The organism is Erythrobacter cryptus DSM 12079 (assembly GCF_000422985.1).
GTDB classification, from domain to species: domain Bacteria; phylum Pseudomonadota; class Alphaproteobacteria; order Sphingomonadales; family Sphingomonadaceae; genus Erythrobacter; species Erythrobacter cryptus.
Genome location: NZ_AUHC01000010.1, coordinates 11,327 through 34,773, shown reverse-complemented (window position 1 = coordinate 34,773; position 23,447 = coordinate 11,327). Strand labels below are relative to the sequence as shown.

The 23,447-nt window shown below is 68.3% G+C and carries 22 protein-coding genes; 8 read left to right on the top strand and 14 right to left on the bottom strand.

Annotation, left to right across the window (positions count from 1 at the left end; translation table 11 throughout):
* Nucleotides 1–10: 10 nt before the first annotated feature.
* Nucleotides 11–1,180, bottom strand: coding sequence for a tRNA 2-thiouridine(34) synthase MnmA (mnmA, locus tag G524_RS0107745; protein ID WP_051220982.1), 1,170 nt, complete (start codon nt 1,178–1,180; stop codon nt 11–13).
* 132 nt (nt 1,181–1,312) lie between these two features.
* On the opposite strand from mnmA, the gene G524_RS15275 reads away from it, so the two are divergent.
* The 6 genes from G524_RS15275 (at nt 1,313) to G524_RS0107715 (ending at nt 8,694) form a co-directional block, all read left to right on the top strand.
* Nucleotides 1,313–1,690: a hypothetical protein gene (locus G524_RS15275; protein ID WP_036857633.1), complete on the top strand. Its 378-nt coding sequence runs from the start codon at nt 1,313–1,315 to the stop codon at nt 1,688–1,690.
* Nucleotides 1,687–1,986 (top strand): CtrA inhibitor SciP, encoded by a 300-nt coding sequence (sciP, locus tag G524_RS0107735; RefSeq protein ID WP_027443206.1) that lies wholly within the window; start codon nt 1,687–1,689, stop codon nt 1,984–1,986. Before G524_RS15275 ends, sciP begins: the two co-directional genes overlap by 4 nt.
* Nucleotides 1,987–2,139: 153 nt before the next feature.
* Complete coding sequence (locus tag G524_RS0107730; protein WP_036857632.1) at nt 2,140–2,412, top strand: GlsB/YeaQ/YmgE family stress response membrane protein; 273 nt, start codon at nt 2,140–2,142, stop codon at nt 2,410–2,412.
* 200 nt (nt 2,413–2,612) lie between these two features.
* A complete protein-coding gene (locus G524_RS0107725) occupies nt 2,613–3,803 on the top strand; it encodes an efflux RND transporter periplasmic adaptor subunit (protein WP_027443204.1) in 1,191 nt (396 codons plus the stop codon).
* Nucleotides 3,804–3,849: 46 nt separating this feature from the next.
* Nucleotides 3,850–7,338 carry an efflux RND transporter permease subunit gene (locus G524_RS0107720; RefSeq protein ID WP_027443203.1) on the top strand — a complete coding sequence of 1,163 codons (3,489 nt, stop codon included), beginning with the start codon at nt 3,850–3,852 and terminating at the stop codon, nt 7,336–7,338.
* 63 nt (nt 7,339–7,401) lie between these two features.
* On the top strand, nt 7,402–8,694 hold the full coding sequence (locus tag G524_RS0107715; RefSeq protein WP_027443202.1) for a DUF445 domain-containing protein: 1,293 nt from the start codon (nt 7,402–7,404) through the stop codon (nt 8,692–8,694).
* Nucleotides 8,695–8,712: 18 nt separating this feature from the next.
* Here the strand turns inward: G524_RS0107715 and G524_RS0107710 are convergent, their stop codons facing one another.
* The 4 genes from G524_RS0107710 to sucC all read right to left on the bottom strand — a co-directional run bounded on the left by G524_RS0107710 (nt 8,713) and on the right by sucC (nt 12,742).
* Nucleotides 8,713–9,498 carry an energy transducer TonB gene (locus tag G524_RS0107710; protein WP_027443201.1) on the bottom strand — a complete coding sequence of 262 codons (786 nt, stop codon included), beginning with the start codon at nt 9,496–9,498 and terminating at the stop codon, nt 8,713–8,715.
* A gap of 146 nt (nt 9,499–9,644) precedes the next feature.
* Nucleotides 9,645–10,574, bottom strand: a complete 930-nt coding sequence (locus G524_RS0107705) for an electron transfer flavoprotein subunit alpha/FixB family protein (protein WP_027443200.1) — start codon at nt 10,572–10,574, stop codon at nt 9,645–9,647.
* 32 nt (nt 10,575–10,606) lie between these two features.
* A complete protein-coding gene (locus tag G524_RS0107700) occupies nt 10,607–11,365 on the bottom strand; it encodes an electron transfer flavoprotein subunit beta/FixA family protein (RefSeq protein WP_027443199.1) in 759 nt (252 codons plus the stop codon).
* A 174-nt stretch (nt 11,366–11,539) separates the two neighbouring features.
* Nucleotides 11,540–12,742, bottom strand: a complete 1,203-nt coding sequence (gene sucC / locus G524_RS0107695) for an ADP-forming succinate--CoA ligase subunit beta (RefSeq protein ID WP_027443198.1) — start codon at nt 12,740–12,742, stop codon at nt 11,540–11,542.
* A gap of 129 nt (nt 12,743–12,871) precedes the next feature.
* On the opposite strand from sucC, the gene G524_RS0107690 reads away from it, so the two are divergent.
* On the top strand, nt 12,872–13,654 hold the full coding sequence (locus tag G524_RS0107690) for a 3'(2'),5'-bisphosphate nucleotidase CysQ (RefSeq protein ID WP_027443197.1): 783 nt from the start codon (nt 12,872–12,874) through the stop codon (nt 13,652–13,654).
* Nucleotides 13,655–13,713: 59 nt separating this feature from the next.
* On the opposite strand, the gene G524_RS0107685 is transcribed toward G524_RS0107690, so the two are convergent.
* A complete protein-coding gene (locus G524_RS0107685) occupies nt 13,714–14,412 on the bottom strand; it encodes a YiaD family glycine zipper/OmpA-like lipoprotein (protein ID WP_027443196.1) in 699 nt (232 codons plus the stop codon).
* Between the two features lie 191 nt (nt 14,413–14,603).
* On the opposite strand from G524_RS0107685, the gene G524_RS0107680 reads away from it, so the two are divergent.
* The gene (locus G524_RS0107680; protein ID WP_027443195.1) at nt 14,604–15,905 is read left to right on the top strand and encodes a hemolysin family protein; all 1,302 of its coding nucleotides are present in this window, start codon (nt 14,604–14,606) and stop codon (nt 15,903–15,905) included.
* 10 nt (nt 15,906–15,915) lie between these two features.
* Here G524_RS0107680 and G524_RS0107675 read toward each other — a convergent pair whose 3' ends face one another.
* The 8 genes from G524_RS0107675 to gpmA are packed head-to-tail and all read right to left on the bottom strand — an operon-like array spanning nt 15,916 to nt 23,419.
* The gene (locus G524_RS0107675; RefSeq protein WP_027443194.1) at nt 15,916–16,329 is read right to left on the bottom strand and encodes a DUF3035 domain-containing protein; all 414 of its coding nucleotides are present in this window, start codon (nt 16,327–16,329) and stop codon (nt 15,916–15,918) included.
* Nucleotides 16,322–16,858 (bottom strand): signal peptidase II, encoded by a 537-nt coding sequence (gene lspA / locus G524_RS0107670; RefSeq protein ID WP_027443193.1) that lies wholly within the window; start codon nt 16,856–16,858, stop codon nt 16,322–16,324. The genes G524_RS0107675 and lspA overlap by 8 nt, the downstream gene beginning before the upstream one ends.
* The gene (gene ileS, locus G524_RS0107665) at nt 16,855–19,728 is read right to left on the bottom strand and encodes an isoleucine--tRNA ligase (protein WP_027443192.1); all 2,874 of its coding nucleotides are present in this window, start codon (nt 19,726–19,728) and stop codon (nt 16,855–16,857) included. Before ileS ends, lspA begins: the two co-directional genes overlap by 4 nt.
* Nucleotides 19,725–20,663 carry a bifunctional riboflavin kinase/FAD synthetase gene (locus G524_RS0107660; protein WP_027443191.1) on the bottom strand — a complete coding sequence of 313 codons (939 nt, stop codon included), beginning with the start codon at nt 20,661–20,663 and terminating at the stop codon, nt 19,725–19,727. Before G524_RS0107660 ends, ileS begins: the two co-directional genes overlap by 4 nt.
* Complete coding sequence (locus G524_RS0107655) at nt 20,663–21,166, bottom strand: dihydrofolate reductase (RefSeq protein WP_027443190.1); 504 nt, start codon at nt 21,164–21,166, stop codon at nt 20,663–20,665. The genes G524_RS0107660 and G524_RS0107655 overlap by 1 nt, the downstream gene beginning before the upstream one ends.
* Entirely contained in the window at nt 21,163–22,230 is a 1,068-nt protein-coding gene (locus G524_RS0107650) for a 5-(carboxyamino)imidazole ribonucleotide synthase (RefSeq protein WP_027443189.1), read from the bottom strand. The genes G524_RS0107655 and G524_RS0107650 overlap by 4 nt, the downstream gene beginning before the upstream one ends.
* Nucleotides 22,230–22,733 (bottom strand): 5-(carboxyamino)imidazole ribonucleotide mutase, encoded by a 504-nt coding sequence (gene purE / locus G524_RS0107645; protein ID WP_027443188.1) that lies wholly within the window; start codon nt 22,731–22,733, stop codon nt 22,230–22,232. Before purE ends, G524_RS0107650 begins: the two co-directional genes overlap by 1 nt.
* The gene (gene gpmA, locus G524_RS0107640) at nt 22,733–23,419 is read right to left on the bottom strand and encodes a 2,3-diphosphoglycerate-dependent phosphoglycerate mutase (RefSeq protein ID WP_027443187.1); all 687 of its coding nucleotides are present in this window, start codon (nt 23,417–23,419) and stop codon (nt 22,733–22,735) included. The genes purE and gpmA overlap by 1 nt, the downstream gene beginning before the upstream one ends.
* Between the last annotated feature and the right edge of the window lie 28 nt (nt 23,420–23,447).

Here is a 23,447-nt window from a genome sequence, read left to right as displayed (position 1 = left end):
CAGCGGCGGCTCAGCCTTCCGCCGGATCGGTTCCGGCGATCCAGCCGCCGCCCACCACCCGCTCGCCGGCATAGAGCACCGCCGCCTGCCCTGGGGCGACGCCATATTCGGGCGCGGCAAAGCGGATGGTGGTGGCCCTGCCCTCACCCAGCGGGCCATCGAGCGTGACCGGCACGGGCTTGGCCAGGCTCCTCACCTTGGCGGTGAGCGGCGCATCGGGCAGCGCCCCGATGCGGTTGGTCTCGACCAGATGGGCGGCGCTCACCCCCAGCATCCGCCGCGGCCCCACCCGCACCTCGCGCGTCTCGGCATCGATCCCGATGACATAGAGCGGCTCGGCCTGCCCACCGATGGCCAGGCCCTTCCTCTGGCCCACGGTGAAATGGATGATCCCCTGATGCGTGCCCAGCGTCTCGCCGGTGGCGGCGTGGACGATCCGCCCCGGCGCGGCGGCCTCGGGGCGCAGGCGTGTCACCACCCGGGCATAATCGCCATCGGGCACGAAGCAGATATCCTGCGAATCGGGCTTGGCGGCGTTCCTGAGGCCCGCCGCCTCGGCCAGCGCGCGCACCGCGCGCTTGTCCATCCCGCCCAGCGGAAAGCGCAGGAAGGACAGCTGCGCTTCGGTGGTGGCATAGAGGAAATAGGACTGGTCGCGCGCCGGATCGCAGGCGCGGTGCAGCTCGGGGCCGTGCCCGCCCATCACCCGGCGCACATAGTGCCCGGTGGCCAGGCAATCGGCCCTGAGCTCGCGCGCCATGGCGAAAAGATCGGTGAACTTGGGCCCCATGTTGCAGCGGATGCAGGGGACAGGGGTGCGCCCGGCGAGATATTCGTCGGCGAAGGCCTCGACCACCTCCTCGCGAAAGGCGCTTTCGTGATCGAAGACATAATGCGCGATCCCCAGCCGATCGGCCACGGCGCGGGCATCGCGGATGTCATCGCCGGCGCAGCAGGCGCCCTTGCGCCCGGTGGCGGCGCCATAATCGTAAAGCTGGAGCGTGATCCCGATCACCTCGGCGCCGCTCGCCTGGGCAAGGGCTGCGACCACCGAGGAATCGACCCCGCCGCTCATCGCCACCACGATCCGGCAATCGGCGGCGGGGCGCGGCAGATCGAACAGCGCGGCGGCCTCGGCGCGGGGCATCAGGTCAGGCTCAAGGCGAAGGGGGGCGCTCATGCGCGAGCGCCATAGCTTTTGGCCGCGCCGCGCGCCAGTGCCGCCGCACGCCGGCGCGGGCGGCGGATTGCTAAGCCCGGGTAAACGGCGCCTTTACCCGATCTTGACTCTGGCGCTCTAGGCAGGGGGGTGATGTTCGAGAAAGCGAGTCCCCTTGCAGCTGCCCGCAGCCCAGGCCACCGCCCGCCTCCGGCGCGGCGCGCGGGCGAGGCGCTGCGCGCGCTCGCCTGGAGCGAACTCACCGCCCGGCTCAACGCCGCGCGCGATCTGCGCCTGCTGCTGCGCAGCGAGCGCCAGGCCCCGATCGAGCCGGTCGCCGCCAGCTTCGCCGATGCCGCGGCGCGCTATTTCGCCCTCATCGCGGATGGTGAAAGGGCAATTAACCCTGATGCTTTAGGACAATCTAAAATCTTGGACGCCATGATCGCGGCCAGTGATGCAAACCGCCCCGGCCCGGAGGCAGGCGCCATGCCCGACGCCGCCGGCGGCGATGCGAGAGACGTGCAATGATTGAGAACCAGGACATCCGCCCTGCCCAGGTGATCGGCCCGCTCGGTGAGCCGCTGACCCTGGCCGACCTGCCGCCGCCCGACACCAAGCGCTGGGTGGTGCGGCGCAAGGCCGAGGTCGTGGCCGCGGTCAATGGCGGGCTTTTGAGCCTCGATGAGGCCTTGGCGCGCTATCGCCTGACGCTCGAGGAATTCGCCTCGTGGCAGCGCGCGGTCGATCGTTCGGGCATGCACGGCCTGCGCGTGACCAAGCTTCAGCACTACCGCGAACTCTACCAGCGCCAGCAGAAATATTGAGGCGCCCGCCGCCGCGGCGCGCCCGCCCCGCCTCGCAATCCCCGCAAACCCCGCTCCGGAAAGGGCCAAGCCATTGCCCTTGCTGGCTTTGCCGGGCATACCCCCCCTGGCCCCGGCCACCCCGGTCGCGGGCCGAGGAGGGAGATTGTCACAATGCTGGGATTCATCTGGTTCATCATCATGGGCGGGGTGATCGGCTGGCTTGCCAGCCTGATCATGAAGCGTGACGAATCGATGGGCATGGTGCTCAACGTGATCGTGGGGATCGTCGGCTCGTTCATCGGCAACAGCCTGCTCTCGTTCCTGCTGGGAGGGGGCACCATCGGCGCCTGGCCGCCGGACTGGTCGGGCGTGCTCGGCGCGCTGGTGGGCGCGGTGGTGCTGCTCGGCATCCTCAACCTGATGCAGCGCGGCAAGCTGCGCTGAGCGCGGCGCCGCCCCGGTTGCGCGCGCTTGCGGGAACCGGGGCGGCTTGCCCTTCGTCTAGATGGGAAGTCGCCGGTCGATGCGCGCATTGCCGCAGGCGCCGGCGGCGCCTATCAGTTGCGCATAGTGACTTACAGGGGTAATACACTTGGGAAGCTGCGTCCTGCCAGTGGGCGGGCGGCCCGGGTGAGGGAATGGCGATGAATTACGAGACCAGCATCACGGCCGATCTTGCCGAGGGGGTGAGCAGCGAGCTTGCCGGGGCGCGCCTGCGCGAAGGCCCGGCCTTTCCGCGCTGGCTGATCTATGCCGGGCTCGGCCTCATCGGCCTGTTGCTGGCGATCGCGGCGTGGTTCGCGCTCGCCGGGGGCGAGCCCGTGCCCGCCGGGGATGACCGTTCGCAGGCCCCTTCGGTCACCGTCATCATTCCCGGCACCACCACCGTCACCGGCGAGATCGAGGCGCCCGGCACGCTCGCCGCGCGCCGCCCGATGCCGGTGGGCGTCGTGGGCGAGGGCGGGCAAGTGGTGCGCGTCACCGTCGATGCAGGCGAGTGGGTCGAAGCCGGCGAGGTGCTCGCGGTGATCGACCGTTCGGTGCAGACCCAGCAGGCCGAGGCCCAGGCCGCGCAGATCGAGGTGGCCCGCGCCGATGCCAATCTGGCCCAGGCCAATCTTGACCGCGCCCTGCAGCTGGTGGCGCGCGGCTTTGTTTCCAAGGCCGATGTCGATCGCCTGACCGCGACCCGCGATGCCGCGGTGGCCCGGGTCAAGGTGGCCGAGGCGCAGCTGCGCGAGCTGCGCGCCCGCAACCAGCGGCTCAACATCTATGCCCCGGCAGCGGGCTATGTGCTGACCCGCAATGTCGAGCCGGGCCAGACCGTGGGGCCGGGCTCGGGGGCGCTGTTCACCATTGCCCGCGGCGGCGAGATGGAGCTGCTCGCGCGCCTCAGCGAAGATCAGCTCGCGCGCCTGCCCAAGGGTGCCAGCGTCACCGTGATCCCGACCGGATCGGACAAGCAGTTCACCGGGCAGATCTGGCAGCTTTCTCCGGTGATCGATCAGACCACGCGCCAGGGCACCGCGCGCATCGCGCTTGCCTGGGCGCCCGAGCTGCGCCCCGGCGGCTTTGCCACGGCGCGCATCAGCAGCGGCACTCTGACCGCCACGATCCTGCCCGAAAGCGCGGTGCTGGCCGATGCCCAGGGCAGCTTCGTCTATGTGGTGGACAAGGACAACAAGGCCGAGCGCCGGCCGGTCAAGACCGGGATGGTCACCCCGCGCGGGGTGGTGGTGACCGAGGGCCTGACCGGGCGCGAGCGCGTGGTGCTGCGCGCCGGCGGCTTCCTCACCCCGGGAGAAAGCGTCAATCCGCAGCCGGCCAAGTCATGATCCTGCCGGGTCACCCTGTCACCCGCGTCAACCGGGGCGTTCAGCCATGAGCCTTCGCAACATCTCCGCCTGGTCGATTCGCAACCCGGTGATCCCGCTGGTGTTCTTCACCGCGCTCCTGCTCGCCGGGGTGGTCAGCTTCCTGCGCATGGACGTGACCAACAACCCGGATGTCGAGTTCCCGGCGGTGATCGTCAACATCTCGCAGCCCGGCGCCTCGCCGACCGAGATCGAGAACCAGATCACCCAGCGGGTGGAAAGCGCGGTGCGCTCGATCAACGGGGTGGTCTCGATCCAGTCGACCGCGCGCGAAGGCAATTCGATCACCTTCGTCGAATTCGAGATCGGCACCGATGTCACCGATGCGCTGAGCGAGGTGACCACCGCGATCGGCTCGGTGCGCGGCAGCCTGCCCGAGGGCATCCTCGAGCCGCGGATCAACAAGGTAAACGCGGTGGGCGAGCCGATCGGCTATGTCGCGGTCGAAGCGAAGGACATGACGATCGAGCAATTGAGCTGGTTCATCGACGACACCGTCGCCAAGCGCCTGCTCAAGATCCCGGGGCTCGCCGAGGTCGGCCGCTTCGGCGGGGTCGATCGCGAGATCGAGGTGATCCTCGATCCGGCGCGGATGCAGGCGCTCGGGGTGACCGCGGCGCAGATCAACAATGTCCTGCGGCAGGTCAATCTCGATGCCGCCGGCGGCCTTGCCGAAGTCGGCGGCACGCGCCAGTCGCTGCGCGTGCTCGGCAACAGCAAGAGCGCCTACGAGCTGTCGCAATTGCAGATCCAGCTCGGCGGCGGACGCGCGGTGCGCCTCGGCGATGTCGCCGAGGTGCGCGATGGCTATTCCGAGCGCACCTCGATCAGCGAGGTGAATGGCCAGGAAGTGGTCAATTTCTACATGAACCGCGCTCGCGGCGCGTCTGACCTTGCCGTCTATGATGCGGCGGTGGCGGAGATGGACAAGATCGAGGCCGAGACCCCGGGGGTCAAGTTCATCAAGCTGTCCACCTCCACCAACTACACCCGCGGGCAGTACAAGTCCTCGATCTGGGCGCTGGTCGAAGGCGCGGTGCTGGCGGTGGTGGTGGTGTTCCTGTTCCTGCGCGACTGGCGGGCGACCTTCATCAGCGCGGTGGCGATCCCGCTCTCGGCGATCCCGACCTTCTGGTTCATGGATCTGCTCGGCTTCAACCTCAACTTCCTCTCGCTGCTCGCGCTCGCGCTGGTCGCGGGCGTGCTGGTCGACGATGCGATCGTCGAGATCGAGAACATCGTGCGCCACATGCGCATGGGCAAGACCGCCTATCAGGCCGCGATCGATGCGGCTGACGAGATCGGCCTGCCGGTGGTGGCCACCAGCTTCTGCATCGTTGCGGTGTTCCTGCCGGTGGGCCTGATGCCGGGGATTTCCGGGCAGTTCTTCCAGAACTTCGGGCTTACCGTGGTGGTCGCGGTGCTGATGAGCCTTGCGGTGGCGCGCATGGTGACCCCGCTGATGGCGGCCTATTTCCTCGCCGCGCACGGCCCTGCTGAACATGGCGGCGGCAAGTGGATGGACCGCTACCTGAAGGTGCTGGCCTGGACGCTCGATACCGGCAAGATGCGCGCGATGCGCGCCGGGATCGCCCCGCCGCGGCGGCGCGCGGCCTATGTCATCGGGCTGCTCCTTGCCGTGCTGGCGCTGCTCGGCGCCACCGCGGCGGCGTTCTTCATCGGCTTTGATCTGGTCTGGTCGCTCAATCTGCCCAAGCAGATCGCCGCGGCGGTCTCGCACGATTCCTATGGCCTTGCCCACAAGGTGGTGCTCAAGCTGTTCGAGGTGGTGCAGCTGCTGGTGGTCTCGGTGCTCGCCTTTGGCGCGGGGCTTGCCACCTTCAAGCTGATCGAATGGCCGGCGCGCGGGGCCGGGCGGCTGGCCGGGGCGATGCGCTATCTGGCCGCGCGCTTCTATGATCACCGGGTGTGGATGCTCGCCGTTGGCTGGTTCTCGCTGCTGCTGGCGATCAAGCTGTTCGGCCAGCTGCCGCCGCAGTTCCAGCCCACCATCGATGACGAGAACAGCCGGGTGGAGATCGAGATGGTGCCCGGGACCACGCTGGCTGAGGCCAAGCGGCTGGTCAACGGGGTGGCCGCGCGCCTGCGCCAGGACCCGGATGTCGAGCGCCTGCTCGAGCGCATCCGCCTGGGCGAAAGCTCGACCATCTTCATCAAGCTGCGCGATGACCGCAGCCGCACATCCTATGATTTCGAGCGCGAACTCGCGCCGGAACTCGCGCGTATCCCCGATGCCCGGGTGCGCTTCCAGTCGCAGAGCGCCGGCTTCGGCTCGGGCCGTGACATCACGGTGATGCTGGCCGGCTCCGATCCGGTGCTGCTCGAGAAGACCGCGGCCGAACTGGTCGAGCAGATGAAAGGGCTCGACACCATCATCGCCCCGCGCATCAGCGCCGATCTCAACCGGCCCGAGATCGTCATCATCCCGCGCAAGGAGATCGCCGCCGAACTCGGCGTCACCACCGCGGCGCTCTCGCAGGCGATCCGCATCGCCACCCTGGGCGAGATCGAGCAGAACGCCGCGCGCTTCTCGCTCTCCGATCGGCAGATTCCGATCAAGGTGCGCCTCTCGACCGAGGCGCGCAGCGACTTCAGCACGATCGAGAACCTGCCGGTGCCGACCATCAACGGCGGCTCGGTGCCCTTGAGCCGGGTGGCGGAGATCCGCTTCGGCTCCGGCCCCACCGCGATCCAGCGCTACAACCAGAACCGCCGGGTGCTGGTGGGCGCCGACCTTGCCGCGGGCGTGCTCAAGGGCGAGGCCCAGGCCCAGATCGATGCCCTGCCGATCCTCAAGAACCTGCCCGTGGGCGTGATCCGCGACGTGGTGGGCGAGGACAAGTGGCAGCAGGAACTGATCGTCAGCCTCCTCATCGCCATCATCTCGGGCGTGCTGCTGGTGTTTGCGGTGCTGGTGCTGCTCTACAAGCGGTTGATGAGCCCGCTCGTCAACATGACCTCGCTGGCGCTGGCGCCGCTGGGCGGGGTGCTGCTGATCTGGCTGCTCGGCCAGCCGCAATCGATGCCCGTCTATATCGGCATCCTGCTGCTGCTCGGGATCGTCTCGAAGAACTCGATCCTGCTGATCGACTTTGCCATCGAGGAGATGAACAAGGGCATTCCCAAGCTCGAGGCGATCATGGATGCCGGGCACAAGCGCGCCCAGCCGATCGTGATGACCACCGTGGCGATGACCGCAGGCATGGTGCCGGTGGCGCTGTCGCTTTCGGGCGACGGAGCCTGGCGCCAGCCCATGGGGATCGTGGTGATCGGCGGGCTGACGCTTTCGACCCTGCTGACGCTGCTGATCGTGCCGGCGGGCTTCAGCCTTGCTGATGGCTTTGAGAAGCGCGTCGGCCCGTGGCTGCGCACGCGCTTTCTCACCTACCGGCCGGGTGACGAGGCGCGCGCCCCGACCGCCGGCACTGCCGGGGTGGGCGCTGCGGGCGAAGCCGGGGCCGAGCCGGCCGAATAGGCGCGGCTGGCGCGGGCGAGCGGGTGATTCCCCCCGCCGGCAAAAGTCTCTAAGGCAAGGCCCATGGCACGCCGATCCCTGCCGCCGCTGACCTTGCGCGGCCAGCCGATTTCCCAAGACCGCGCGCGGCGGATGCGCTGGACCGCGACCGCAATGCTCGCCGCCATGGCCGCCCTGTTCATCGCCACCCATGGGTTGGCGACCAGCGGGCATCCGGCCTGGGGCTATGTCAACGCCTTTGCCGAGGCGGCGATGGTGGGCGGGCTCGCCGACTGGTTCGCCGTGACCGCGCTGTTCCGCCATCCGCTGGGCCTGCCGATCCCGCACACCGCGATCATCCCGGAGAACAAGAACCGCATCGCCGACACCATGGCCGCCTTCCTGCGCGAGAACTTCCTCACCCCGGCGGTGGTGGCGCGGCGCATGGCGGGGATGAACATTGCCCGGGCGGCGGGGGAGTTTCTCGCCGCCTCACCCGCACGCGGCGGCGCGGACGCGCGTTCGCGCATCACCAGCGGCGCGGCGGAACTGCTCGCCGAGGTGCTCGAGAGCCTCGATCCCGACCGGCTCGGCCAGCAGGTGCGCGCCGGGCTGGCGGGGCAGCTTGCCCGGCTCGACATCGCCCCGCTCGCCGGGCGGATGATCGAGATGGCGATGGCCGATCGCCGCCACCAGCCGCTGATCGACGGCTTCGTGCGCTGGGCGGGCCTCACGATCGAGGACAATGAGGAGACGCTGCGCGAGATCATCCACCAGCGCGTCGCGGGGGTGCTGCGCTGGGCGGGGCTGGACAAGACCATCTCCGCAAGCGTGCTCGACGGGCTCTACAAGCTGCTCGCTGAGGTGCTGGTGCACCCTGACCATCCCTTGCGCGCCAAGATCGAGGAGGGGCTGGCCAAGCTCGGCCACGACCTCCAGCACGATCCCGAGACCCGCGCCCGGGTGGAGGCGATGAAGCGCGATCTCATCGCCAACCCGGCGGTGGCCGAATGGTGGACGGGGGTGTGGGAACGCATCCGCCAGTCGCTGATCCGCCGCGCGCGCGATCCGGAAAGCCAGATGGGGGCGGAGATGCGCCAGATGCTCGCCGAACTGGGCGAGGCGCTGGCCACCGATGCGCGGCTGCAGGAGCAGATCAACCGCTTTGCCCGGCGCACCGTGGTGGGCGTGGCCACCCGCTATGGCGACCAGATCGTGCGGCTGGTGTCAGAGACGGTCAAGCGCTGGGACACCACCACCATCACCGCGCGGGTGGAAGGCGCGGTGGGCCGCGACCTGCAATTCATCCGCATCAACGGCACGCTGGTGGGCGGCCTCGTCGGGATGCTGCTCCACGCGCTGACGGGGGTGTTGTAGCCGCCTGTCGCCGCGGCCCTATCCCGAGAAGGCCACCCGCAGACGCGTGCGCAGCCGCCAAAAGGAAGCCGTCGCCTGACCGTCGGCGCCGAGCGCCGGAGTGAAGCCTTCGTTCATCGCCGCGGCGCACATCGCCTTGTCGAGCGCTTCATAGCCGGTCGCGACCAGCAACCGGCAATCGCGGGCCTTGCCAAGCGCATCGGTGAACACCACCAAGTCGATGGTGCCCTGCTGCAAGGCGCGCAGCGCCGGGCGCGCATAGGCCTTGCGCAGCCGCTTCATCATCCGATCGGCGTCGACAGGGGCGGCAGAGCGTTGCAGGCGGTATTGCACCTCGGGATCGAGGCCCCAGCCCCGCATGATCTGCGCGGTGCAGGCATTGAGGGCCCTGGCGGCATCGCCCAGCGCGCCGGTGGCGAAGCCTACCTCGCCGCTCCCCTGCGCCACCGCGATCCGATCAACGTGCTCTGCCAGCGCCACATCAATGTGGCTGCGGTTGCCGTCGCGCTGCGGCAGGGTGTTGCCGAGCCATACGCCCTCGATCACAACGACCTGGCCGAACTGGCTGTTGGGTTCGATCCGCGCCCTTGTCTCGAACCCGGCGCGATCCGCGGCAAAGCGCACCCGCAGCGGCGTCTCGGGGCGAAAGCTCGCCAGCGATGGCCCGGCGAGCGCGATTCCAACCGCCCGGTCCGGCGCGTTCTGCTCGAGGATCAGGAGGTGCGCTCGCCCATCCGCCGCGAAGGCGCGCTGCACCCGGCACAGCCCGCCTTCGGAGGAACTTACCCAACCGCCGGTGGGCATCGCGACAGTGGCGGGTGCGGCGCACAGAGGCGTCGCACAGGCAAGAGCGGCAAAGGCAGCAAGGAAATGGCGCACAAAAAACCTCCGACAGTCAGGCCAGACTGCCGGAGGTTTCTTGCATTTCAAAGTCTTTTGCGTTCAAGCGCTTACAGCGCCGCCGTCAGCTCGGGCACGGCCTGGTAGAGATCGGCCACAAGGCCGATGTCCGCCACCTGGAAGATCGGTGCGTCCTCGTCCTTGTTGATGGCGATGATGACCTTGGAATCCTTCATGCCCGCAAGGTGCTGGATCGCGCCCGAGATGCCGATGGCGAAATAGACTTCCGGGGCGACGATCTTGCCGGTCTGGCCGACCTGGTAGTCATTGGGCACATAGCCCGCATCCACTGCCGCGCGGCTCGCGCCGATCGCGGCGCCGAGCTTGTCGGCGAGCGGGGTGATGACCGCGGCGAAGGTCTCGGCATCCTTGAGCGCGCGCCCGCCCGAAACGATCACCTTGGCGCTGGTGAGCTCGGGCCGCTCACTCTTGGCGATCTCCGAACCGACAAAGCTCGAGGTGCCGGCATCGCCGGGGCCGGTGACGGCTTCGATCGGGGCCGAACCACCCTCGGCCGCGGCCTTCTCGAAGGCGGTGCCGCGCACGGTGATCACCAGCTTGGGATCGGACGATTCGACCGTGGCGATGGCATTGCCGGCATAAATCGGGCGGGTGAAGGTCTTGGGGCCTTCAACCGAGAGGATTTCCGAAATCTGCATCACGTCAAGCTGCGCGGCAACGCGCGGGGCGATGTTCTTGCCGCTGGTGGTGGCGGGCGCAAGGAAGGCGTCGTAATCGCCCATCAGCTGGGCCACCAGCGGGGCGACGTTCTCGGCAAGGCCGTGGGCATAGGCCGCATCGTCGGCCACCAGCACCTTGGCCACGCCCGCGATCTTCGCCGCCGCCTCGGCCACCGCACCGCAATTGTGCCCGGCCACGAGCAGGTGCACCTCGCCCAGCTTGCCCGCCGCCGTCACCACGGGCAGCGTGGCGTCGCTCAGCTTGGCATTGTCATGTTCGACCAGAACCAGAGTCTTCATGGGGAATGTCCTCTCAACTTGCGCGGGGCCGCTCAGGCGATGCCGAGCGCCTTGACCTTCTCGACCAGCTCGGCAACGTCGGCGACCTTGATGCCGGCCTGGCGCACCGGGGGTTCGCTGACTTTGAGGGTGGTCAGCCGCGGGGTGATATCGACGCCGTAATCGGCCGGGGTCTTGGTGGCGAGCGGCTTCTGCTTGGCCTTCATGATGTTGGGCAGCGAGGCATAGCGCGGCTCGTTCAAACGCAGGTCGGTGGTGACAATCGCGGGCAGGGCGAGCTTGACGGTCTGGAGGCCGCCATCGACCTCGCGCTTGACGATCACGTGATCGCCCTCGACCTCGACGGTGTTGGCAAAGGTGCCCTGCGGACGGCCCATCAGCGCGGCGAGCATCTGCCCGGTCTGGTTGGAATCGTCGCTGATCGACTGCTTGCCAAGGATGATGAGGCCGGGCTGTTCCTCATCGGCGATCGCCTTGAGGATCTTGGCCACGGCGAGCGGCTCGACCTCGGCGCCGACCTCATCGGGGGTCTGGACGAGGATCGCCCGGTCCGCCCCCATGGCGAGCGCGGTGCGCAGCGTTTCCTGCGCCTTGGCCGGGCCGATGGAAACGGCGACGATCTCGCTCGCCTTGCCCTTTTCCTTGAGGCGGATGGCTTCCTCGACCGCGATCTCGTCGAAGGGGTTCATGCTCATCTTGACATTGGCAAGGTCAACGCCGCTGCCGTCGGCCTTGACCCGCGGCTTGACGTTGTAATCGATCACCCGCTTGACGGGGACGAGGATCTTCATGGGGCTTGTCCTTCCTCTCAACAGAATCACGGCGGCGCAGGGGCCTCGGCCGCCCGCCTAGCTTGCGTTTACGTAAACGTCAAGCCGCGGCGGGGCGGCGACGCCCTCGCGCAAAACCGATACGTACGCCGCGCCCGTTTGTATGAGCGCGGGCGCGGCCCTGGCCGCTCCGGTTCAGGCGGCCTTCTTGCGCACTTCCGCGACGATCTTCTGCGCCGCATCGCCAAGGTTGTCAGCCGGCACAATCGCCAGGCCCGAATTGGCGAGGATCGCCTTGCCCTGTTCGACATTGGTGCCCTCGAGCCGCACCACCAGCGGCACCTGCAGGTTCACCTCCTTGGCCGCCTGCACGATCCCGTTGGCGATCACGTCGCACTTCATGATCCCCCCGAAGATGTTGACGAGGATGCCCTCGACCGCCGGGTCCTTGAGGATGATCTTGAACGCCGCGGTCACCTTCTCGGTGGTGGCGCCGCCGCCGACATCGAGGAAGTTGGCCGGGAAGGCGCCGTTCAACTTGATGATGTCCATGGTCGCCATGGCAAGGCCGGCGCCATTGACCATGCAGCCGATATTGCCATCGAGCTTGATATAGGCGAGGTCATACTTGCTGGCCTCGATCTCGGCCGGGTCTTCCTCGGTCTCGTCGCGCAGCGCCTCGATCTCGGGGTGGCGGTAGAGCGCGTTCGAATCGAAGCTCATCTTGGCATCGAGCACGGTGAGCTTGCCATCGGCAGTCTCGACCAGCGGGTTGATCTCGAGCATCGAACAGTCATTGGCGATGAAGGCCTCGTAAAGCTGGCGCGCGAGCGACTGGGCCTGCTTGTTGAGATCGCCCTTGAGCTTGAGCGCATAGGCCACCGCCCGGCCATGGTGCGGCATGAAGCCCTGGGCCGGATCAATGGTGAAGGTGGTGATCTTCTCCGGCGTCTCGTGCGCCACCGCCTCGATATCCATGCCCCCTTCGGTCGAGACCACGAAGGCCACCCGCCCGCTCGCGCGATCGACCAGCAGCGAGAGGTAATATTCCCTGGCGATATCGACCCCGTCGGTGATGTAGAGGCGATTGACCTGCTTGCCCGCCTCGCCGGTCTGCACCGTCACCAGGGTGTTGCCCAGCATCTCGCGGGCATGGGCCTCGACCTCCTCGAGGCTCTTGGCGAGGCGCACCCCGCCCTTGGCATCGGGGCCAAGCTCCTTGAACTTGCCCTTGCCGCGCCCGCCGGCGTGGATCTGCGCCTTGACCACATAGAGCGGCCCGGGGAGCTTCTTCGCGGCTTCGACCGCCTCGGCAACGCTGAGCGCCGGATAGCCCGCGGGAACCGCGATCCCGGCTTTGGCGAGCAGCTCCTTGGCCTGGTATTCGTGGATGTTCATGGCGTGTCGATCCCTTTCATGCGTGGCTGTGCGGGAGAGGTGGTTGCGGGCGCGGCCTAAGCACGGATCGCCCCACTTGAAAAGTGCCCTTGGCAGGGCCAACAGCAGGGCCTCTCAAGATTGCCAGCCATGATCGACCGCGAGCGCTTTCACTCCATTGTCCGCGAGGCGGGCCGCATCGCCGCGGCGCGCTGGCCGGGCGCGGGCCATGCCCTTTCAAGCTGGGACAAGAGCCCCGGCAACCCGGTGAGCGAGGCCGATCTTGAGGTTGATCGCTTCTTGAAGCGCGAGCTTGGCCGGCTGCTGCCCTCGGCAGCCTGGCTTTCGGAAGAAACCGCCGATGACAAGACCCGCACCCAGAGCGGCCTCATCTGGCTGGTCGATCCGATCGATGGCACCCGCGATTATGTGCGCGGGCGCGATGGCTGGGCGGTGTCGGTGGCGCTGGTGAGCGCGGGCCGTCCGCTGATCGGGATGCTGGTGGCCCCGGCGCGGGGCGAGGAATGGGTGGCGGTGGCAGGCCAGGGGGCGCGGCGCAACAACCTGCCGATCCGGGCGAGCACGCGCACATGCTTTGCCGGGGCGCGGGTGCCGGCGCACAGCCTGCCGCGCGAGGATGCCGATCTCGTCGCGGTCGAACAGCCCAATTCGATCGCGCTGCGCATCGCCATGGTCGCCGATGACCGCGCCGATCTCGTCGCCACGCTGCGCTGGGGCTATGAGTGGGACATCGCCGCGGCGGCGCTGATCGCGCGCGAGGCCGGGGCCGAGGTGACCGATGCCTTCGGCCGCCCGCTCGCCTACAACAAGCACGATCCGCGCGATTTCGGGGTGCTGGTGTGCTCGCCCGCGATCCATGCCGCAGCGGTCGCGCGCCTCGCCGCCAGGGCCGCGGCGCTCAGGCACGGCTGAGCGGGGCGAGGGCGCCCGGCCCCCGCCCCGCTCCCGCCCCGCTCCCGCGCCTCGCGTCCTCAGCGCCCGGCCCGGGCGCGGTTCACGTCGTCCTGGCTGACGGGAATGATCTTGATCTCGACCCGGCGGTTGAGCGGTTCGTTGACATTGTCGCCGGTCTTGATGCGCAGATATTCATACTGCTCGCCGTAGCCGCGGGTCGCCATCCGCGCCCGCGCCACCCCGCGCGCGGCGAGGTAATCGGCCACCGCCTGGGCGCGCTGTTCGGACAGGCGCTGGTTGAAATCGGGCGAGCCGGTGGTGTCGGTGAAGCCATAGACGTCGATCAGGCTGTTGGGATACTTGATCAGCGTCTCGGCGACCGCGTTGAGCGTGTCGTAAAAGCCCGGGTTGATGCTGGCCGAGCCGGTGGCGAAGGTGACGCCATCGGGCAGGCGCACGAGGATCGCATCCTGGTTGCCGATCTCCTCGACATCGACCCCGCTGCCCGCGGTCTGTTCCTTCAGTTCGCGGATCTGGTCGTCATACTGCTTGCCGATCACTGCCCCGGCCGAGCCGCCGATCCCCGCACCGATGATGCGCCCGGTATCGCCGCCGATCGCCCCGCCGAGCAGATAGCCGAGCGTGCCGCCCAGCCCGGCGCCGATCGCGGTGCGCGAGACCTTCTTCTCGCCGGTGTTGGGATCGGTGACGCAGGCGCTGGTGCCGAGCAGCGCCAGCGCTGCCGTGCCCGAGAGCAAAATCCTTGAAATTGTCATATTTCTCCTCCCTCACTCGCGGGGCCACGATGCCATGGCGCCGTGCCGGCGGCAATCGCTTCAAGGCCCCTGGGGTGACCTCGTCCTGCCCCGGCTAACCTTGACCGGGCTTGAACGGCGCCTGCGCCGCGCCGCCCGGCGCCGCGAATGCCCGGCTGGCAAGCGCGCGCGATTGTGCTAGCGCTTGCGGAGTGACATCCTTTCCGTGGTCCGACCTTGTCCTCATCCTTGCCCTGGTGGTGCTCAACGGGGTCTTCGCCATGTCCGAACTGGCGATCGTCTCGGCCAAGACCAGCGCGCTCGAGGCCAGGGCCGAGGCCGGATCGGCAAGCGCGCGGGTGGCGCTTGGCCTCGCCGCCGACCCCGGCAAGTTCCTCTCGACCGTGCAGATCGGCATCACCCTCATCGGCATTCTTGCCGGGGCCTATTCGGGTGCGAGCCTCGGCGCGCCGGTGGGCGAGCGACTGGCGCTTCTCGGCGTGCCCCAGCCCTATGCCGAAAGCCTCGGCTTTGCCCTGGTGATCACGCTCACCACCTATGCCAGCCTCATCATCGGCGAGCTGGTGCCCAAGCAGCTGGCGCTGCGCGCCGCGGTGCCGGTGTCGTTGGTGATGGCGCGCCCGATGGCCTTTCTCGCCCGGGCGGCGGCGCCGCTCGTCTGGCTGCTCGATCGCAGCTCGGCCGCGGTGCTGCGGCTGCTCGGCGTGCGCGGGCGCAACGAGCCTTCGGTCACCGCCGAGGAATTGCAGATGATCTTTGCCGAGGCGACGCGCTCGGGCGTGATCGAGGCCGAGCAGCGCCAGCTCCTCACGGGCGTGGTGCGGCTTGCCGAACGCCCGGTGCGCGAGCTGATGACCCCGCGCACCGAGGTTGACTGGATCGATGCCGATGCCGACTTGGCCGAGATCCGCAAGACCATCGCCGCAAGCTCGCATTCGCTGCTGCCGGTGGCCGAAGGCTCGCCCGATACGATCCTCGGCGTGGTCAAGGTGCGCGACGTGCTTGCCCGGCTGGTGGCGGGCGAGGTGGTGGCGATCCGGGAGATGATGCGCCGGCTCGAGGTGGTGCCCGACCAGCTCGATGCCATGGACGCGCTGCGGGTGCTCCAGGCCGCCGAGGTGGCGATGGCGGCGGTGACCGACGAATACGGCCATTTCGAGGGCATCGTCACCCCGGTTGACCTGCTCACCGCGATCGTCGGCAATTTCGCCAGCGACAGCGATGATGGCGACCTGCCCAGCGTGGTCGAGCGCGAGGATGGCTCGCTTCTGGTTTCAGGATCGCTTTCGGCCGATGCGCTGGCGGACCGGCTGGGACTCGAATATGGCGAGGACCGCGAGTTCGGCACCGCGGCGGGCTATGCCCTCTCGGTGCTGCGCAAGCTGCCGAGCGAGGGCGAGCACTTCACCGATCAGGGCTGGCGCTTCGAGGTCGTGGACATGGACGGGCGCCGCATCGACAAGCTGCTGGTCAGCCGCGTGCGCGAGGATTGATCGGGCGCGCTCAGGCGCCCGGGATCACCGTCGAGGCCGAGGCACCGTCCCCTTCCGGCGCGGCGATGATGTCGCGCGTCACCCGGCCCTTGGCGACGGTGGGGGTATTGGCATCGCCCACCTGCGAGCGGATGCCCGGGGCGGCGCTGCCCGCGCGGTCGAGCACGCTGGCTTCCACCCGGCTGCGCGGGGCCGGGCCGCCGAACAGCGCATCGAGCGCCTGCTCGGCGGCGGTGCCCTCGTTCGGGCGCGCGGTGCCGGGGGCGGGCGGACGCAAGGTGAAATCGGGCGGCACCACCAGCGGCGCCTGGCGCTGCACCGCAAATTCATCCGGGCGCTCGCGGTTGAAGATCCCGCTGCTGCCGCAGCCCGCCAGCAGGCTGGCAGCACCGGTGAGCACGATCAGGGGGGCAAACTTACGCATCATCAGGCTCTCCACGCCGGCCGTCCCCGGCTTCGATCTCGGGCTTGTCGCGCAGCAGCAGGCTGCGGGCAAGGATTATCACCACCCCGATGGTAATCGCCGCATCGGCGATGTTGAAGACCAGAAAGGGGCGAAAGCTGCCGATGTGGAAATCGGCATAGTCGATCACATAGCCCAGCTCATAGCGATCGCGGATATTGCCGAGCGCCCCGCCGAGGATCAGCGCCAGCCCGGCAATGTCCCACCCCCGCGTCTCGCGCAGCATCCACACCAGCACCCCGAGCGCGATGGCCGCGGTGAGCAGCACCAGCAGCCAGCGCATCTCCATGTTCGAGGCCTGGAGCATCCCGAGCGAGATGCCGCGGTTTTCGGTATAGGTGAGGTCGAAGAAGGGCAGAAGGTCGATCCGCCCCACCTGGTGCAGCGCCAGCGGGCCGGTGATGTAGGACTTGACCGCCTGATCGACCAGCGCGACCAGCGCGGCCAGCGCGAGGCCCATGAGGCGGGCGCGGGTGACAAGCCCGCTCACGCCGCTGTCTCGCCCAGCACTGCGAGTGCATCCGTGCAGCGCCGGCACAGCGCGCCGTCTTCCGCCACCTCGGGCAGGTGGCGCCAGCAGCGCGCGCATTTGTGGTCGCTCGTGGGCCTAACCTTCACCTCGTCGCCATGGCCGCGGGTGACTGTCGCGGTGATGAACAGCTCGGCGAGTTCGGCCTCGCTCACCCCCTCGGGCACAGCGGCGGCGGGCACCTCGACCGCGGCGGCAAGGCTCGATCCGATCACCTTGTCGCGGCGCAGCGGCTCGATCGCCTCGTTGACCGCATCGCGCAGCGCCCGCAGCGCCTGCCAGCGCGCCGCCGGGGCCTCAACCGCGGGCACTTCGGGCCATTCGAGCAGGTGGACGCTCTCGCCTTCAGGATAGCGCGACAGCCAGACCTCCTCGGCGGTGAACACCAGCACCGGGGCGGCATAGCGCACCAGGGCATGGAACAGGATGTCGAGCACACTGCGATAGGCCCGGCGCTTGGGATCGCCGGGCGCGTCGCAATAGAGGCAATCCTTGCGGATATCGAAGAAGAAGGCCGAAAGATCCTCGTTGCAGAAATCGATCAAAAGCCTGGTGTAGGTGTTGAAATCATAGGCGATCGCCGCGGCCCTGAGCTTGCCGTCAAGCTCCCCAAGCAGCGCGAGGATGTAGCGCTCGAGCGCGGGCATGGTCTCCACCGCCACGCGCTCGGCCTCGGCAAAGCCATCGAGCGCGCCCAGAAGATAGCGGAAGGTGTTCCTGAGCTTGCGATACTGGTCGGCCACGCCCTTGAGGATTTCCTCGCCGATGCGGTGATCCTCGGTGAAATCGACGCTCAAGGCCCACAGGCGGATGATGTCGGCGCCATAGGTCTCCATCACCTTGATCGGATCGACCGTGTTGCCGAGCGACTTCGACATCTTCTTGCCCTGGGCATCCATGGTGAAGCCGTGGGTGAGGATCTGGTCATAGGGCGCGCGGCCGCGGGTGGCGCAGGATTGCAGCAGCGAGGACTGGAACCAGCCACGGTGCTGGTCGGAGCCTTCGAGATAAAGATCGGCGGGCCAGCGCAGATCGCTCCAGCGCCCGCTTTCGAGCACGAAGGCATGGGTGCAGCCCGAATCGAACCAGACATCGAGAATGTCGGTGACCATCTCGAACTCTGCCGGGTCGTAGTCCGGGCCGAGGAAGGCGGCCTTGTTGGCGCTGTTCCACGCATCCATGCCCCCTTCGCGCACGGCGGCGATGATGCGGGCGTTGACGGCGGAATCGTTGAGATAGGTGCCGTCAGGCCGCACGAACAGGGTGATCGGCACGCCCCAGGCGCGCTGGCGGGAGAGCACCCAATCGGGCCGGCCTTCGACCATGCTGCCGATGCGGTTGCGGCCCTTTTCGGGGGTGAAGTGGACGCGCGCGATTTCGCCAAGCGCGCGGCTGCGCAGCGTGGTGCCATCGCCAAGATCGCGGTCCATCGGCACGAACCACTGGGGGGTGCAGCGGAAGATCACCTTGGCCTTGGAGCGCCACGAATGCGGGTAGGAGTGCTGGTAATCCGCGCTCGCGGCGAGCAGCGCGCCCGCTTCCCGGAGATCGGTGCAGATCGGGCCATCGGGCGCGTTGAATTTCGGGTTGATCACGCTCATGCGCCGCGCGTCGGCAGCGCCGAGCCAGGGCCAATCGTCGCGATAGCGCCCGTCGTCCATCACCGCGAAGACGGGGTTGATCCCGTTCGCCTTGCACAGGTCGAAGTCGTCCTCGCCATGATCGGGCGCCATGTGGACGAGGCCGGTGCCCGAATCGGTGGTGACGAAATCGCCGGGGAGCAGCGGTCGCTTCGTGGCGAAAAAGCCGCCCAGATGGTGCATCGGGTGGCGGACGAAGGTGCCGGCGAGGTCCTTGCCTTTGATACGTTTGCCGTGCGGTTCCCACTTCGGGGGCTGCTTCTGATCCTGAATGACACCGTCAACCTTTTGGTAGGCGATCCGAAGCCAGACTTGTTGCAATAACCGTTCTGCAAAGATCAGCGTTTTGCCATTCCAAGTAAACGCTAAGTAGTCGACGTCCGGCCCATAGGCGATCGCCTGATTGACCGGGATCGTCCAGGGCGTGGTCGTCCAGATCACCGCGTGGGCGCCGACCAGTTCGGGGATCGGCGATTCCACGATCTCGAAGGCGACATCGATCTGCGTGGAGACAATGTCCTCGTATTCGACCTCCGCCTCGGCCAGCGCGGTCTGTTCGACCGGCGACCACATCACCGGCTTGGCGCCGCGGTAGAGGTTCCCCGCCTCGGCCAGCTTCAACAGCTCGGCGACGATCACCGCCTCGCTTTCCTTCTGCATGGTGAGATAGGGATTGTCCCAATCGGCCATGATGCCAAGGCGCTTCAATTGCCTGCGCTGCACGTCCACCCAGTGCTGCGCGTAGGCGCGGCATTCATCGCGGAAGGCCTTGACCGCCGCCTCATCGCGCCCCGCGCCAGCAAGCACGGGCTTGGGCCGCTTGTCCTTGCGATATTGCTCCTCGACCTTCCATTCGATGGGAAGGCCGTGGCAATCCCAGCCCGGCACGTAAGGCGCATCGCGGCCCAGCAGGTTCTGGGTGCGGCACACCATGTCCTTGAGGATGTGGTTGAGCGCATGGCCGATATGCATGTCGCCATTGGCGTAGGGCGGGCCATCGTGGAAGATGAACTTCTCGCGCCCGCGGCGGGCCTCGCGCAGCTTGCGGTAAAGCCCGATCTCCTCCCAGCGCGCGGCAATGCCCGGCTCCTTCTGGGGGAGGCCGGCCTTCATCGGAAAATCGGTCTTCGGCAGGAAAACCGTGCCGCGATAGTCCTTGGCTTGTTTGGCGTGCTGGGGTTCTTCGGTCATAGCGGCTGCGCGCTTAGAAGCCGCCGCGCCTCGGCGCAATCCTTGTCCATCTGGGCGATCAGCGCCTCGAGGCTGTCAAACCGCGCCTCGCCGCGCAGGTAGTGATGGAAGGCGACCTCGATCTCCTGCCCGTAAAGATCGCCCGAAAAGTCGAAGAAATGGGGCTCGAGCAATTCGCGCGGCGGAGTGAATTGCGGGCGGATGCCGATATTGGCCGCGCCCTTGAGCACCTCGCCCGTCGCCAGGATGCGCCCGGTCACGGCATAGATGCCGTATCTGGGGCGCAGATAGTGCTCGAGGCTGAGATTGGCGGTGGGATAGCCGATCGTCCGCCCGCGCTTGTCCCCGTGCTCGACGATCCCGCGGATGGCAAAGGGCCGGGTGAGGAGCCGCGCGGCAAGCTGCGGATCGCCGGCGCGCAGGGCCTCGCGGATGCGGCTCGAGGAGACCACCTCGTCCCCATCGGCCACCGCCTCCACCACCCGCGATTGCAGTCCCAGCTCGCCGCCGAAGCCGCGCAGCAGAGCGACATTGCCCTTGGCTTGCCTACCGAAGGTGAAATCGGCGCCCGTCACCACCCCGTGCGCGCCGAGCCGCTGGATGAGGATGCGCGCGATGAAATCCTCGGCGCTGGTGCCCGCAAGCTCGGCATCGAAGTGGAACACCAGCATCGCCGTGGCCCCGGCGGCAAGATAAAGCTCGTGGCGCTGCTCGAGCGTGGTCAGGCGAAAGGGCGGAACATCGGGCTTGAAGAAGCGCACCGGATGGGGATCGAAGGTGGCGATGATCGAGGGGCGCCCTTCGGCCTTGGCCCAGGCGATCGCCGCGCCCGCCACGGCCTGGTGCCCGCGGTGAAAGCCATCGAAATTGCCCAGTGCGATCACCGCGCCGCGCAGCGCCTCGGGCATGGGATCGCGGTGATCGAGCCAGCGCATCAGGCGGCCCCCGCGCGGCGGTAGGTGAGAAAGGAGAAGGCTGGATGCCCCCCTTGCGCGGCGTGATCCTCGCGCGCCGCGAGCACCCAGCCCCGGCCCGGCTCGGCCATGAAGGTATCGCCCGGATAATCCGCGTGGATTTGCGTCAGTTCGATCCGCTGGGCGAGCGGCAGGAACACGTCATAGATCGCCGCCCCGCCGATCACCGCGATCTCACTGCCAGGATCCTCGCGCCGCGCCAGCGCCAGCGCCTCGCTGATGGTGCCGGCAAGCTCCACCCCCGGCGGGGCAAAGCCGTCGCGGCGCGAGAGCACGATGTGGCGCCGCCCGGGCAAGAGGCCGGGCAGGCTCTCGAAGGTCTTGCGCCCCATGATCATCGGCTTGCCCATGGTCAGCGCCTTGAAGCGCCTGAGATCGGCCGGCAGGCGCCAGGGCAGGGTGCCCTCGTTGCCGATCGCGCCATTGGCGGCGCGGGCATAGATGATGACGATCTCGCCGCTCATGCCGGCCCATGCCCCACCCGGGTGACATGGCCCATCTTGCGCCCGGCGCGCGCCTCGCGCTTGCCATAGAGGTGCAGGTGCGGCTCGCCCGGCTCGGCGAGGATCTGATGGGCAGCGAGCGCTTCTTCGCCGATGATGTTGCGCATCTCGATGCTAGCAAAGCGGGTCTTGGTGCCGCCGAGCGGCAGGCCGCAGATCGCGCGGATGTGGTTTTCAAACTGGCTGGTGGCTGCCCCCTCGATCGTCCAGTGGCCCGAATTGTGCACCCGCGGCGCCATTTCGTTGAACACCGGCCCGGCGCGGGTGGCGAAGAACTCGAGGCACAGGACCCCGACATAGCCGAGCGCCGCCGCCACCTTTTCGGCCAGCGCGCGGGCCGCGCCCACCTGTTCCTCGACCAGCGCGCCGGCGGGCAGGATCGAGCGGGCGAGCATCCCGCCCTCGTGGTGGTTGGCGGGCGAATCCCAGAAGCGCACCTCACCGCTCGCCGCGCGCACCAGGATCACTGAGAACTCGGTTTCGTAGGTGACGAAGCCCTCATAGACGCAATGGACGCCCGGCAGGCGCAGGGCGGCACCCTCGAGCCGCGAGCCGATCCGCCACTGGCCCTTGCCGTCATAGCCCTCGCGCACCGTCTTGAGGATGCCCGGCGTGCCGATGGCATCGAGCGCGCGGGCGAGGTCTTCCTCGCTTGCCACCCGGGCATGGGGCGCAGGGGTGCCGCCCAGCTCGGTGATGAAGCGCTTTTCCGCGAGCCGGTCCTGCGCCACCTCGAGCGCGCGCGCCGGGCAGGCCAGCCGTTCGGGCGGGAGCGCCGCCACGGTGGCGAGCGGGACGTTCTCGAACTCCCAGGTGATCACATCGCACTTGGCGGCAAAGGCAGCGAGCGCGCGGGCATCGTCCCAGCGGTTGGCGAAGAAATCGGCGCAGACATCCGCCGCGACATTGTCGCCCGGCGGGGCATAGGCGATGCAGCGATAGCCGAGCTGCAGCGCCGCCATGGCGAGCATCCGCCCGAGCTGGCCGCCGCCGAGGATGCCGATGGTGGAGCCGGGCGGCAGCATCAGGCGCCGGCATCCTCGTGCGGCACCTCGGCCACTGCGGCGCTGTTGGCGGCGCGCCAGTCCTGCAGGCGCTCGGACAGGGCCTCGTCCGACAGAGCAAGGATCGCCGCGGCGAGCAGCGCGGCGTTGCGCGCCCCGGCCTCGCCGATCGCCAGCGTGCCCACCGGCACCCCGGCGGGCATCTGCACGATCGACAACAGGCTGTCCATGCCGGCGAGCGCGCGGCTGGGCACCGGCACCCCGAGCACCGGCAGATGGGTCATGCTGGCGACCATCCCCGGCAGGTGCGCCGCGCCCCCGGCCCCGGCGATGATCACCGAGAAGCCCTCGCCCTCGGCCCCCTTGGCAAAGGCCACCATCCGGTCAGGCGTGCGATGGGCCGAGGTGATGCGCGCCTCATAGGGCACCTCAAGCTCGTCGAGCACCTCGGCAGCGCAGCGCATGATAGGCCAGTCGGACTGGCTGCCCATCACGATCGCGACCTTGCCCCCGGCCTCGTCCATCACGCATCCTTCAGATAGTAGCGCTCGCCCTGTGGCGCCCCGTCGGCAAAGTCATAGATGATCGGCGCGCCGGTGGGAATCTCGAGCGCGGTGATCTCGGCATCGGAAATGCCCGAAAGGTGCTTGACCAGCGCGCGCAGGCTGTTGCCGTGGGCGGCGATGATCACCGTCTCGCCGCGCGCCAGCGCCGGCTGGATGGCGCTGTCCCAGAACGGCAGCACCCGCGCGATGGTGAGCTTGAGGCTCTCGGTTGCGGGCACCGCGATCCCGGCATAGCGCGGATCGGCGGACAGATCATAGGCGCTGCCCGGCTCGAGCGGCGGGGGCGGCACGTCGAAGGAGCGGCGCCAGATCCTCACCTGCTCCTCGCCGTGGCGCGCGGCGGTCTCGGCCTTGTTGAGGCCGGTAAGCCCGCCATAGTGGCGCTCGTTGAGGCGCCAGTCCTTGACTTCGGGGATCCACAGGCGCCCGGCCTCCTCGAGCGCGAGATGCAGGGTCTTGATCGCCCGGGTCTGGAGCGAGGTGAAGGCACAGGTGGGCAGCACCCCCTTGTCCTTGAGCAGCCCGCCCGCGGCGCGCGCCTCGGCCACGCCCTTTTCGGTCAGATCGACATCCCACCAGCCGGTGAAGCGGTTTTCGAGGTTCCACTGGCTCTGGCCGTGGCGCAAGAGGATGAGCTTGGGCATCGTGACTCCGGTTGCCGGATGGTGGGGT